The 14186-nt window shown below is 31.1% G+C and carries 10 protein-coding genes; 8 read left to right on the forward strand and 2 right to left on the reverse strand.

Annotated elements, in window-relative coordinates:
• The first annotated feature begins 64 nt into the window (after window positions 1-64).
• Both L3B98_RS05010 and L3B98_RS05015 read left to right on the forward strand, forming a co-directional pair.
• The gene (locus L3B98_RS05010; protein ID WP_238915837.1) at window positions 65-3043 is read left to right on the forward strand and encodes a glycoside hydrolase family 3 protein; all 2979 of its coding nucleotides are present in this window, start codon (window positions 65-67) and stop codon (window positions 3041-3043) included.
• 287 nt (window positions 3044-3330) lie between these two features.
• A complete protein-coding gene (locus L3B98_RS05015) occupies window positions 3331-3702 on the forward strand; it encodes a hypothetical protein (RefSeq protein ID WP_015394837.1) in 372 nt (123 codons plus the stop codon).
• A 126-nt stretch (window positions 3703-3828) separates the two neighbouring features.
• Here the strand turns inward: L3B98_RS05015 and L3B98_RS05020 are convergent, their stop codons facing one another.
• The gene (locus L3B98_RS05020; protein WP_238915838.1) at window positions 3829-4692 is read right to left on the reverse strand and encodes a MurR/RpiR family transcriptional regulator; all 864 of its coding nucleotides are present in this window, start codon (window positions 4690-4692) and stop codon (window positions 3829-3831) included.
• Between the two features lie 247 nt (window positions 4693-4939).
• Between L3B98_RS05020 and L3B98_RS05025 the strand changes: the two genes are divergently transcribed.
• Complete coding sequence (locus tag L3B98_RS05025; protein ID WP_015394835.1) at window positions 4940-6415, forward strand: family 1 glycosylhydrolase; 1476 nt, start codon at window positions 4940-4942, stop codon at window positions 6413-6415.
• A 198-nt stretch (window positions 6416-6613) separates the two neighbouring features.
• Complete coding sequence (locus L3B98_RS05030) at window positions 6614-7459, forward strand: Cof-type HAD-IIB family hydrolase (RefSeq protein WP_077365960.1); 846 nt, start codon at window positions 6614-6616, stop codon at window positions 7457-7459.
• Between the two features lie 100 nt (window positions 7460-7559).
• On the opposite strand, the gene L3B98_RS05035 is transcribed toward L3B98_RS05030, so the two are convergent.
• Window positions 7560-8105 carry a PadR family transcriptional regulator gene (locus L3B98_RS05035; RefSeq protein ID WP_238915839.1) on the reverse strand — a complete coding sequence of 182 codons (546 nt, stop codon included), beginning with the start codon at window positions 8103-8105 and terminating at the stop codon, window positions 7560-7562.
• 263 nt (window positions 8106-8368) lie between these two features.
• On the opposite strand from L3B98_RS05035, the gene L3B98_RS05040 reads away from it, so the two are divergent.
• The 4 genes from L3B98_RS05040 (at window position 8369) to L3B98_RS05055 (ending at window position 14028) form a co-directional block, all read left to right on the forward strand.
• Window positions 8369-9616 (forward strand): OFA family MFS transporter, encoded by a 1248-nt coding sequence (locus L3B98_RS05040; RefSeq protein ID WP_238915840.1) that lies wholly within the window; start codon window positions 8369-8371, stop codon window positions 9614-9616.
• Between the two features lie 118 nt (window positions 9617-9734).
• Window positions 9735-11684 carry an FAD-dependent oxidoreductase gene (locus L3B98_RS05045; RefSeq protein WP_238915841.1) on the forward strand — a complete coding sequence of 650 codons (1950 nt, stop codon included), beginning with the start codon at window positions 9735-9737 and terminating at the stop codon, window positions 11682-11684.
• A 522-nt stretch (window positions 11685-12206) separates the two neighbouring features.
• The gene (locus L3B98_RS05050; RefSeq protein WP_238915842.1) at window positions 12207-13412 is read left to right on the forward strand and encodes an MFS transporter; all 1206 of its coding nucleotides are present in this window, start codon (window positions 12207-12209) and stop codon (window positions 13410-13412) included.
• Window positions 13405-14028: a TetR/AcrR family transcriptional regulator gene (locus L3B98_RS05055; protein WP_238915843.1), complete on the forward strand. Its 624-nt coding sequence runs from the start codon at window positions 13405-13407 to the stop codon at window positions 14026-14028. The genes L3B98_RS05050 and L3B98_RS05055 overlap by 8 nt, the downstream gene beginning before the upstream one ends.
• The last annotated feature ends 158 nt before the right edge of the window (window positions 14029-14186 follow it).

The raw sequence follows: 14186 nt of genomic DNA on the forward strand, positions 1-14186 counted from the left end.
GTGATAAATATAATAATGATGTTATTAAAAATGGTTATTTTATTAAATGTATGGAGGGGATATAATGAAAAGAAGATTCTTATTAAGTAAAATTACTGCTAGTATAGTAACTTGCGTCATGCTCATGACACCTTGTATTTCAGCATATGCAGCAACAACTTCTAATGCAGTTAGTGAAAGAGAAAAAAGAAATGCAGAACTTTCTATGAATGCCGCAACAGAGGGAATGGTGTTATTAGAAAACAAAAATAATTCATTACCAATAGCTTCAAAAGGTAAAATAGCGTTATTTGGAGGAGGAGCCTATGGCACTATTAAAGGTGGTACAGGTTCGGGAGATGTAAATGAGAGATATAAAGTATCTGTATGGGACGCTTTTAAGAATGCAGGATATAACATAACAACTTCTGGGTGGTTAGAGGGTTATAAAGAAAAATATGATAAGGGACTTGCTGAATATAATAAAAAATATGCAGGAAATCTTCTGGTTCTAGCCTACAGTCTTCCGGATTATAAATTGACGGATGAAGATATAAAAGCAGCAGCAGGTACAGATACAGCAATTTATGTTATAAGTAGAAGTTCTGGTGAAGGAAAGGATAGAACGGCTTCAAAAGGTGATTATTATTTATCAGATGAGGAATATGGAAATATCAAAAAAATGGCTGAATCTTTTAAAAATAGCATCGTAGTATTGAATGTTGGAGGTGTAATTGATACAAATTTTGTTAAGGAAATTCAAGAATTAGATTCAGTCCTGCTTATATCTCAAGCTGGAATGGAAGGCGGAACAGCGGTTGTAAAAATGTTAGATGGAGAAGTAACTCCTTCTGGAAAGCTTACAGATACTTGGGCTGCAAACTATAGTGATTATCCATCTTCAGCTACATTTAGCAGTAATGATGGAAATAACACTCAAGAAGATTATAAAGAAGGCATTTATGTAGGCTACAGATATTTTGATAGTTTTAACAAAAAACCTAATTATGAATTTGGATATGGATTATCATATACAACTTTCGATATGAATGTTGTTTCGGTTGAAGCTAATGAAAAGCAAGTAACAGTAAAGGTAAAAGTTAAAAATACTGGGAAGTATTCAGGTAAGGAAGTTGCAGAAGTTTATTTTTCAGCACCTGATGGAAAATTAGATAAGCCATATCAAGAATTAGCTGGATATGGAAAGACAGATTTATTAGCGCCAGGAGAAAGTCAAACTCTTACTATTGGCTATGATACTTCTGAAATGTCTTCCTACAATGAGTCAGATGCTTCATATATAATGGAAAAAGGAAATTATATTGTTCGCGTAGGTAATAGTTCTAGGAATACCCATGTTGCTGCTGTCTTAACATTGGATTCTGATGTTGCTACAGAAAAAATTAGCAACCAAATGAAACTTGATAAAAATATAGATGTTTTATCTGATAAAGGAGCTACACATTATTCATATTCAGGTGAAGCAGATGAAATAGGAAAGGCTCAAAAAATTAATTTATCTGCACAAGCATTAAATTTGATAGATGGAAATAATGCATCAAAATACGATAATGAAGAAACTACTACTTATATTCCAAAAGATTCAAATGAAGCTATAAAAAACATGTCACCTTGTAAACAAAATATTGAAAAAGTTGATGTGAAAAAGGATGCTAAATTAATTGATGTTTATAATAATAAAATAAGCATGGAGCAATTTGTTGCTGGATTACCAAATGAAAAATTGGCTGATATTGTCGAAGGTGTTGGTATGGGAGGAAGTTCATCAATTGTTGGAGCACAGGCAAATTCAGTAAAAGGTGCAGCTGGGGAAACGACAGGAAATTATTATGACACAGATGGAATTCCAAACATAGTATTATCAGATGGGCCAGCAGGAATTAGAATCACACAATCTTATGAAGAGAACAATAAAACTTATTATCAATATGCTACTGCATGGCCAATTGGAAGCTTATTGGCTCAAACTTGGAATCCTAAAATGGTAGAGGAAGTTAGCAATGGAATAGGACAGGAAATGTTAGAGTTTGGCGTTACTCTATGGCTTGCTCCAGGTATGAATATTCATAGAAATCCACTTTGTGGGCGTAATTTTGAATATTATTCGGAAGATCCATTTATAACAGGAACAATGGGAGCAGCTGCTACAAGAGGTGTGCAAGCTAACCCTGGTATAGGAGTGACAATAAAGCATTTTGCTGTAAACAACCAAGAGGATAGTAGATTTTTTGAAAATAACACAATTTCAGAAAGGACTCTAAGAGAAATTTACTTAAAAGGCTTTGAAATGGCAGTTAAAAATGCACAGCCTATGGCAATTATGTCATCGTATAATAAAATAAATGGAAAATATTCAGGAGCTAATTATGATTTGTTAACAGATATTGCTCGTGGTGAATGGAAGTTTGATGGACTTGTAATGACAGACTGGTTTTCACAGGCAAAGCCCGTTGAATCTATGCATGCAGGAAATGATTTAATTATGCCAGGAGGTTCTCAATTAGAAATATTACAAGGTATAGAAGATTGCCCTCCTACATTTGCTAAAGATGGTTATGTTGATACAAAAACAACCTTTAATTTTACTGGAACTGGGGTTGATATAAAAAAAGTTGAATTATGGAATGATTTTATTCCAAGTTCAGATGGAAAAGCAACAGTAGCAGCAAAAGTCACAGCTGGGACAGCTTTAAATGCTAAGGCGATAGAAATGATAAAAGCAGGTAAAGCAAGCATATCCTTTGATAAAAAGGATGCTCAAAATTCAACTTCAAAAGTGAATGATTCAGACGTAATGTCAGTAACTTCGAGTTATGATAGAACTGTAACTTACAAGGGCAACTATTTAGATAATAATACACTTTCTTTGGGGGACGTTCAAAGATCTGCAAGTCGTGTGTTAAATACTATAATGCAATCAACACAATTTGCAAAAATGAATTCAGATAAAGGTGTTACTGCTAAATCATATACAAAAAAATATAATAATCTTAAAGATTATTTAGAACTTGCAAAGGACAATGTTGTAGCTGGAAATAAATAAATTTTTAGTTAGGAAAACAAGTTGTTTTTTCACAAAAATATTTCTAGTGGAATATATTAAGAATATAAAATATAAAGAAACTATATTTTATATAAGCTCGAAGAATCCAAAAGCATAAATTTGTAATGAAAGAGTAATCTGATTTAGGAGAACATATATCAACTTATAAGCTTTATTTTAAGAATATATTTTGATGATATATGTAGTTATGAGAACTTCGAATGACCGAATCAGGTTGAATAATTCTTGTCTCATTACTAATTTAATGTAAAAAGGAGTTGGATTAAATGGGCAAATATGGTAGTTTTTCTAGGTGCACTGAAAGTTCATGTGAATTATGTAGTTATCTTAATTCTCGTCCAATAGATTTGGAAAGACATGGCGCTAAATTGGTATCAGTAAATGTAAAAGTAAATGATGTATGTATTGGCAAAAAAGTAGCTGTTGCATGTATTATATACGACCAATATAATAGAATACTTGCGTTTAAAGGTTTTATTACAATGGCAGATAAACACGATGAATGTGTTAAAGATGCATGTGGAACAATTGAACGTAAAATAGTGTTTGTACTTCCAGAAGATGAGGATTGTGAACCACATCACTTAAAAGCTCGTACCATAGCAAATTATATATATCCATGTGAGCCAAATAAATAAATCATTATAAAAGCATTTGCAGGGTAGTAAATATATCCTGCAGATGCTTTTAGATTTAGGCTTTATTTTCAATATATTAATTTTTACTTATGGATAAGATGAAATTTTTATTATTCATCTTCAGTCTCATAATTTAGTAGAAAATCTTTCATCTATGTTTTTAGAAATATCAGCTTTATACTTTAGATTATAATCATAATTCATTTTAAAAACACAAGAATATAAAATATCTAAAATTAAATGAATGGAATTATTACTAGAGTAGGTTGCTATTTTAGAATATAACTTTTCTCTAGTTGATATAGAAAAAATACAATCAGCAAAGGCTGTTAATGAGTTTTCACCAATACTTGTTAATACAATCATTTGGGTGTTTTTTGCTTTTAATATTTCAGCAATTCTTAAAATTTCCTGGGATTCACCGGAATAAGAAATTAATATGGCACAATTAGCAGGGGAAGAATTTGAAGCTACTAATAGCTGTTCACCTGGTAAACTCATAATTTCAACCTGTTTATTGATTCGCAGCATTTTGTGCTTGAAATCATAAGCCATAAGTAATGAATTGCTAACACCATATACATTAATTATTTGAGATTTGCATAATAAATGAACAGCCTTTTTGAGAGTGTCATTTTTTATTAAAGATAAAGTATCTTCAATGCTGTTTGAAGCAAGATGACCTACTTTTGATGCAATATTCATAAAGGTATCGTGGGCTTCAAAGGGAAAATCAGCATCAACAGAAGAGAAATGAGTATTTAGATATTTAAGCTCTTGAAGATACTTTCCTTTAAATTCATTCCAGCCACTAAACCCTAATTTTTGAGATAAACGGACTACAGTTGAAGGAGATGTAAAGGTTGCATTTGCTAAATCTTTAGTAGATAAATTCTCAATATTTTCTTTTTCCTTAAGAATATAATTAGCAAGAACTTCTTCAGATTTAGATAAAGAGCTCATTGATTCTAGTTTATTTGAAATTAGCATAATTGTACTCCTTTTACTAATAGATTAATCAAATTAGAATTGCATTTCATAATTTACTACAAAATAAGTGGAAAAAATGAAATACCCTTCTAAAATATAATTAAAAGCTTTAAATTCAAGTATAGATTATATATGATTATACCATAGAAAGAAAACGTTAATATTCATTGATAATTGTAATATATATGGTTCAGTTATTTTTGAATAGTTTTTATCAAAATTTAAGTAATGAGAGGAGATCATAAAAATGGCATTTAGAAAAGATTTTTTATGGGGCGGTGCTACAGCTGCCAATCAATTTGAAGGAGCATATTTAGAAGATGGTAAAGGGTTAAGTACTGCTGATATTATGACTAATGGAAGTCATAAATCTTCAAGAAGAATTACTTATACTATGCCGGATGGAACTAAAAAATCACAAGGAGTATTTCCGTTTGAATCGATTCCTGATGGAGCAAAATTAGAATGCCATGAAGGAGAATATTATCCAAGTCATCAAGCTATTGACTTTTATCATCATTATAAAGAAGATATAGCTTTATTTGCTGAGATGGGATTTAAGTGTTTTAGATTATCTATTAACTGGGCAAGAATTTTCCCAAATGGTGACGATGCAGCACCAAATGAAAAAGGATTAGAATTTTATGATAATGTATTTGATGAATTGTTAAAATATGGAATTGAGCCAGTAGTTACAATTTCTCACTATGAAACTCCACTTGCATTAGCAAATAATTATGGTGGATGGTTAAATAGAAAAGTTATTGATTTTTATGCAAGATATTGTGAGACAATATTTAATAGATATAAAGATAAGGTTAAATATTGGATGACTTTCAATGAAATAAATATTATGGACTTCATGCCTGTTTTTGCAGGAGGAGTTACTAAAAATGATGATCAGTCTAAAGCTCAAAGTGTTTATCATCAATTTTTAGCAAGCGCAAAAGTAGTACAATTAGGACATAAAATCAATCCTGATTTTAAGATAGGTATGATGACTGCTTATGGTTCTACATATGCATTAACATGTAATCCAGAAGATGAATTATTATTAATGAAGAGTGACCAACAAAAACATTTCTTCTCAGATGTTCAATGTCGTGGGGTCTATCCTGAATATAAGTTAAAGGAATATGAAAGATTAGGAGTAAAATTAGTTAAAGAAGAAGGCGACGATGAGTTACTTAAAAATGGCACTGTAGATTATATTGGTTTCTCTTATTATTCAAGTTCAGTTGTAACAGCAGATAAATCTAAAAAAGTAACAGATGGGAATATGTCTACTTCAGTTTTAAATCCTTACTTAAAAGCTACAGATTGGGGATGGCAAATTGACCCAGTTGGTTTAAGATTAGCATTAAACAGATTACAAGAAAGATATAACTTACCACTATTCATTGTTGAAAATGGAATGGGAGCTATTGACAAGGTAGAAGCAGATGGTTCAATTCACGATGATTATCGTATAGAATATTTAGCTAAACATATTGAAGCAATGAAGCTCGCAGTAGAGGAAGATGGAGTGGATTTAATGGGATTCACACCTTGGGGATGTATTGATCTCGTATCAGCAGGTACTGGTGAAATGAGAAAGCGCTATGGTTTCATTTATGTAGATAAAAATGATGATGGAAATGGACCTCTTACAAGAAGTAAAAAAGATTCCTTTGAATGGTATAAGAAAGTAATTAATTCAAATGGAGAAGATATCCACATATAAAAAGAGTGGCTATGCCACAATTCGGATCATTCCACCTATAAAAAAAGCAGCTATGCTGCAACAACGGATCTTATATGCAAATTGAAATTTATTAAGATGAGGATATTCCAAATGAATATCCTCATTAATCATTCATTATTCATAATTTATTAAACATGTCGCATAAACTTTACACTTATAAGGAAATGAGGGAGTATTATGACAGATAGAAAAATTATTTTTATAGATGTAGATGGAACACTGTGTAATGATGAGGGATTTGTCCCTGAATCAGCTGCAATAGCAGTTAAGGAAGCTAGAAAAAATGGACATTTGGTTTATTTATGCACTGGACGATCAAAAGCAGAAATATACGATTATATAATGGAAATTGGCTTTGATGGGATAATTGGTGCAGGAGGAGGATTTGTTGAAGTTGGTAATGAAATGCTTTATCATAAAAAAGTCAGTGAAGAAAATGTCAGGCATTTAGTAGAGTTTTTTAACAAACATAATGTAGATTTCTATATTGAATCTAATGGCGGATTATATGCAAGTAAAAATTTAATCCCAAAATTAGAAAAAATTATTTATGGAGATATAGAAAATGATCCTGTTGCCAGACATAAGAAAGAACATAATCCTAATCACTTTATTGAAGCATTGATTACAGGGCAAGACTTATATAGAGATGATGTTAATAAAGCATGTTTTCTAGAACCTAAAGAAATTTCTTTTGAACAAATAAAAGAAGAATTTAAAAATGAATTTGAAGTTATACATTGTACAGTTCCAGCTTTTGGTGAGGATAGTGGTGAACTTGGTGTGCCAGAAGTTCATAAAGCAACTGCAATTGAAGTTCTTTTAAAACATCTAAGCATAGATGTTAAAGATACAATTGCATTTGGTGATGGATTGAATGATATTGAAATGTTTGAGTTTTGTGAATTAGGAATTGCTATGGGAAATGCCAAGGAAGGGTTAAAGGAAATAGCAGATGAAATTACTGATACTCACGATGAAGGTGGTATTTATAATAGTTTAAAAAAGCATGGATTAATATAGTAATATAAATAGGAATGTTGTAAAAAAGCAACATTCCTATTTATATTTAAAAAAGTTAATTAAAAAATCAATATGTATAAAATATACAAAGTTATGCATTTCATTTAACTGCATTATTACAATGATTAAGGCATAGTTTTAACCATTTTATACTAGACTCTTCTCTTATTATTGCTCCATTTAAAACAAGAAAATCTCCAAAAGCATCACTATTTGGATCAGGAACACCCTTATATGGTTCTAATTGTGTATGTAAAAATGTAAGCCTGTCTTGATGTTGTTCTAGTTGTTGAGTTAGCAGATGGATTCTAGTCTCTAACTCTAAATTATTAGAGAAATACATTCTAAGGCGAAAAATGTTTTTTGGAGTCGGCTCCATAGGCTCATCTTTTTTTAACCATTTTAAAAAATCTTTCTTTCCCTTTTCAGTGATAGTATAAACTTTTTTTTCTAGAACATCTCCCGTGATTTCAATATCATAAACTATAAGTTTTTCGTCTACTAATTTTTTTAATTCTGGATATATTTGACTATGTTTTGCATTCCAAAATTCAGCTAATTGAAAGTTAAATTCTTTTCCTATATCATAACCAGTCATAGGTCTTCTATTTAATAATCCTAAAATTGCATATTTAAGTGTTCTCATAAACACACCTCTTTCTTCGACATTTATTATAACATTGTTTTCTAAAATTACAATTCTATAAAATTAGTACATTCGGAAATATGGAATGCATAAGCATTATTAAGTATATCTTACTTAATAGAGCCTAAACAATATATAATGAAAAATATATACAATAAAACATGTAAATATTTATATGTTTATATTTACAGCTTTGTCTAATTGTGATATTATTAACATGAAATTGTGATAATATTAACAAAAATAAATAAGGGGGATCTTTTATGGAATTAACAAAAAAAAGATGGATTATTTTAATCTCAAGCTGTTTTATTAACTTATGTATTGGTTCTATGTATGCTTGGAGTGTTTTCGCAGGTCCTATGGCAAAGTACTTGAGTCAAGTTACAGGTGCAACCTTGACAGCTGGTACACTGGCGATAGTTTTTACTGTTACTAATTCTGTTGGACCTATTACTATGATTACTGGAGGAAGAATAAATGATACTTTTGGTCCTCAAAAAGTTATCTTCTTTGGAGGAATACTTTTTGGTGGAGGGATGATTTTATCAGGGTTTGCTAACGGATTAGGAATGTTAGTAATTGGTTATGGTATACTAACTGGTCTTGGTATTGGAATGGTTTACGGATGTACAATCAATAATTCAATTAAATTTTTCCCAGATAAACGTGGATTTGTTGGAGGTATTACAACTGCATGCTATGGTTTTAGTACGGTAATAATATCACCAGTTGCAAATATATTAATAAATAATTTTGGAGTAACCGCAGCATTTAAGATAATAGGTGCTACTTTCCTAATCATTGTATGTGGCTGCTCAGTTTTAATAGAAAAGTGCCCAGCAGGGTTTGTACCTGAAGGTTGGACACCACCAGTTTCTCAAGGAAACAAATTAAATAAGAACGATAAAAACTGGAAAGAAATGATTTCAACTCCGATTTTCTATGTAATGATGTTAGTATTCTTATGTGGTGCTTTTTATGGATTGATGTGTTCATCAATGGCGTCTCCTTTAGCACAAGGAATGATTGGGATGTCAGTTACTGCTGCTACTACTGTAGTTTCTGTGTTAGCGTTATTTAGTACTTGTGGTCGTATAATTGCAGGTTATCTTTCAGATAAAATAGGTAGAAATAATACACTTTCTGCTGGTTTTGTTCTTGCTGTTGTTGGGCTTACATGCTTGTATTTTTCAGGGCAAGGAGATGTGATGAAATTTTATGCAGGAATCATAGTTGTAGGTTTATCTTTTGGAGCATTTATGAGTGTTTTACCAGGATTTGTAGCGGATCAGTTTGGTACTACGCATAATAGTGTTAACTATGGAATAATGTTTATTGGTTTTGCAATATCAGGTTATTTTGGACCAACAGTAATGAAAAATGTATATGCAGCTGATCAGAGTTATCAAAGAGCCTTTTTAATAGCAGCTATACTTTGCGTTATTGGTTTTGGATTAACTTTTATTTATCGATATATGCACAAAAAGGAAATTGCGGGAAATAAGTAAAAACAGATGAATATGTAAACCATTGCCTGTTAATTATTAGACAAGAATTTTAGGTGAATTGAGTTAATTAAATAACAAAATATAAATTTAAATTTATTTTATTAAGGAGAATGAAAAGATGGAAAGAAAATATCCAAACTTAAGTAAACAAATTAAAATTGGAAATGTAACTTTTAGAAACAGAATGTTTTCTGCTCCTATGGGTGGAACAGATATTACAGCTGATTGTACCATTGGACCAGCATCTACAGCTTTTTATGAATTAAGAGCTAAAGGAGGAGCTGCATCTGTTACTGTAAGTGAAGTTGTGGTTCATCCAAAAACAGAAGCATCACATATGTATCATTTAGATTTACAAACAGTTGGATCATTATCAAGTTTTACATATACAGCAGATGCTATTCGTCGTCACGGTGCAATTGCAAGTGTTGAATTATCTCACTCAGGGCAATATGCTGGAACATATTTAACTGATAAGGATAAAAAAGAAGGAATGGCACAATGGGGACCAAGTGAAGGGGTTCGTCCAGATGGAAGACCTGTAAAAGAACTTACTCAAGAATTAATAGATGATATAGTAAAATATTATGGAGATACTGCTGCATTAGCTAAAAGAGCAGGATTTGAAATGGTCATGATTCATGGTGGACATGGATGGTTAATTAATCAATTTTTATCTCCTTACTTCAATAAGAGAACAGATAAATATGGTGGCTCTTTAGAAAATAGAGTTCGTTTTGCACAAGAAGTTCTTGATAGTGTACGTAAAGCAGTTGGACTAGGCTTCCCAATAGAATTTAGATTTAGTGGATCTGAATTATTTGATGGGGGATATGATCTAGCAGAAGGTGTTGAAATAGCTAAGCTGATTGAATCAAGAGTAGATTTACTTCATGTATCAGCAGGAACATACCAAAGAGGATTTGGTTTAACACATCCTTCTATGTTCTTACCACATGGTTCAAATGTTCATCTTGCAGCTGAAATTAAGAAACATGTAAGTGTTCCTGTTGCAACTCTTGGTGGATTAAATGATCCAGAAATGATGGAAGAAATAATAGCTAGTGGAAAAGCCGATGTTGTTGAAATGGCTCGTGCACTTTTAGCTGACCATGAACTTCCACAAAAGGTTGTTAGCAATCGTGATAAGGATATTGTAAAATGTTTAAGATGTTTCACATGTATGGCTGAACGTGCTATGACATCTACAAGACGTTGTACTGTTAATCCATTAATTGGTCGTGAATTAGGTGGAATGGAAGTTGTTCCTGCAGCAACTTCTCGTAAAGTTCTTGTAGCAGGTGGTGGACCAGGTGGTCTTGAAGCGGCTATAACTGCTGCAAAACGTGGACATAAAGTTATACTTTGTGAAAAAACTAATGAAGTAGGTGGCATACTTAAAGGAGAACAAGCTCTTCCATTTAAATATGAAATGTATGAATTAGGTGTTACTCTAGGAAAATTAGCAGAAGATGCAGGTGTTGAAATTAGATTAAATACAACTGTTACTAAGGAATACGTTGAAAAAGAAAATGTTGATGCATTAATTATAGCAGTTGGCTCTGATCCACTTGTCCCACCAATTCCAGGTTTAGATGGAGATAATGTAGTGGTTGTTAATAACTATTACTTAGAAAAGGATAAAGTTAGTGATGAAGTTGTAGTTCTTGGTGGAGGTCTTGCAGGTTGTGAAGCAGCAATTCATCTTGCACAAGAAGGAAAGAAAGTACACTTAGTAGAAATGAGACCTGAACTTGCTCCAGATGCAAATATAAGACATCGTCCAATTTTATTAGCTGAAATTGAAAAGAATGGTATTCAAGTTCATACAGAATATAAAGGATTAAAAGTTACAAAAGAAGGAGTGCTATGTGCAGACACAGAAGGTTCTGAACATTTAGTACCAGGTACTTCAGTAATCTGTGCACTTGGACAGAGAGCAAGCAGAAATACTGTAGATGAATTAGTTGATTCTGCACTTTGGGTTAGAGAAATTGGAGATTGTGTACGTCCATCAACTATAACAACTGCAGTATATCAAGGATATCATGCAGCTCTTGATATTTAATATTGAGATTTAAGAATTAAAAACTGAGAAATATTTTTGTTGTAAAAGGACAACCCTAAACTATTTTTTGAAAATGGTTTAGGGTTTGTTTAGTTTATAGATATCCCAATTAATAATCAAACTTATAGATGGAATATAAATCCACTATTGAGAAATTATAATCGTAACACTACACTAGAAATCCGATACATTTTTCTGGAGCAGGCATGTGAAATTGAGCTGTTGAAGGTTCTTAATTGGGGCTTGTTTCATTTCAGCTTGTCCAGATTTTACATCTGGAACACGCTGAAATGATGACAAGCTCACATTTAGAACCTTCCAGCGAAAATTTCACTAGTCCTGCAGAAGACAAATGTATTGGATTTTGGTAAGTTACAACATAAGTCTAATTCTTGCTTTGCATATCTATAAAATTGTTTTACTTAGAGTTAACAATAAAATGTATTTACCTTTTTTTAAAATTAGATTATAATGAGTTACATAGAGTAAACTATTTACTGTGTGTAATCCAAGGAGGTTAAAATGACAAATTCAAAAAATAAAAATATGTTCCCTTTATTTATATTAATGCTAAACTTATTTATTGCATTATTAGGGCAAGGAATGGTTATTCCTATATTACCAGATTATTTAAAACAATTTAATGCAGGTGGAACAGCAGCAGGATACTTAGTAGCTGCTTTTGGTACAACGCAATTCATCTTTTCACCTATAGGTGGAAAGCTTTCAGATAAATATGGAAGAAGAATAATGATATTATGTGGTTTGTTTTTAACTGTTATTTCAGATTTTATATTTGCAATTTCTCATACGCTAATACTTTTATATTTGGCTAGAGTAATTGGTGGAATAGGTATTGGAATTATGGTTCCTTCTGTTCTCGCATATGTGGCAGATATTACTACTAGAGAGACTCGTGGAAAAGGCATGGGATATTTAAGTGCTGCTATGAATTTAGGTATTGTATTAGGTCCAGGACTAGGTGGACTTATTGCTCAGTTTGGTATAAGAATTCCTTATTTTTTTGCATCAGGGTTAGGACTTATTGCAACCATATTAACTTTTATATTACCAGAAACTTTACCTTTAGAAAAAAGAAATGAATTAAAAGCATCAGGAGCTGAGGAATCTATTGTTAAGCAGCTTACACAATCATTTCATAAACCTTATTTCAAGTATTTGTTACTTATTTTAGTTATGACTTTTGGTTTAGTTGGCTTTGAAACAGTTTATTCATTATTTGTTCAAGATAAATATGGCTTCACATCAAAGGATATATCGATATTGATAACTTTAGGAGCTGCTATTGGAATTGTGGTGCAGATGTGGCTTCTTGATAAAGCAATAAGATTAGTTGGTGAATATAATTTGATTAAAATTTCTCTTTTTATATTAGCTGTTTCTCTTTTACTAATGATAATAAAAGTTAACTTTGCTTATCTTATTGTTATTTCGTCAATATTTTTTGCATTCAATTCTTTTTTAAGACCAACAGTAAACACCTTGCTTTCAAATGCAGCTGGAAGTAATGAACAAGGATTTGTTTCAGGACTGAATACAACATATATGAGTATGGGGAATATAGTTGGTCCAATTATAGCAGGAACACTATTTGATAAACAAATTAATCTTCCGTACATATTTAGTGCATTAATTCTTTTAGGAAGTATATTTTTAGTTAAGAATAAAAAAATTACACCTAAGAATGAGAGGATGGACAATGAGTGATTCTTGGCATAAAAATATAAAAAATAAAAATCGTGAAGATATTATTGCAGCAGGAAGAGAGTTATTTTTAAAAAATAATTTCACTAATGTTAATGTCAAAGATATTTGCGTGTTAGCATGTGTTAGCAGAGTTACATTTTATAAACATTTTAAATCTATTGACGAGTTGATATTTCAAGTTCAAATAGATGTTTTGGATAATATGGTGGAGTTTATAACAGCTAGGGATGATGTTAATGCCAGTGCAATTGATAGACTTAAATTAGTACTTGGTGCATGGATAGATTTTGCAAAGGAATTTGGAAATCAAATGAAATTTATGGTTTTGTTTGATCTATATTATGATAGAAATGAAAAATCAAATGAAATGTTTGAAAATTTTATTAATGAAGAAAATGATAAAGATTTTTTAAATTCAATAATTAATAAAGGTATTAAAGAAAAAACTTTTAGGCAGGATTTAGATCCTGTAAAAACAGAATATTATATATATCAAACAATAACAGGAGTTTTGCAGAGAATGTGCTATGCAAAACTACCTTGCAAATATGGGATTGTATCTTATGAAGAAATCGCATTTTCAGTAGTAGATATGATTATAAAATACATTTGTTAATGTATATATTATTAAATTTTGTAAAGCTGATAGAAGTTTTATATCTGTTTTTCAGAAATAAATTAGGATAAAATGTGTAAAAAAATGAAAAGAATAAGGAAATAGAAAGTTAATATATATACAAATAATAAAGGCTTCATAAACTCTAAAAAGTTTAT

The organism is Clostridium sp. YIM B02555, assembly GCF_022320955.1.
GTDB classification, from domain to species: domain Bacteria; phylum Bacillota; class Clostridia; order Clostridiales; family Clostridiaceae; genus Clostridium; species Clostridium saccharoperbutylacetonicum.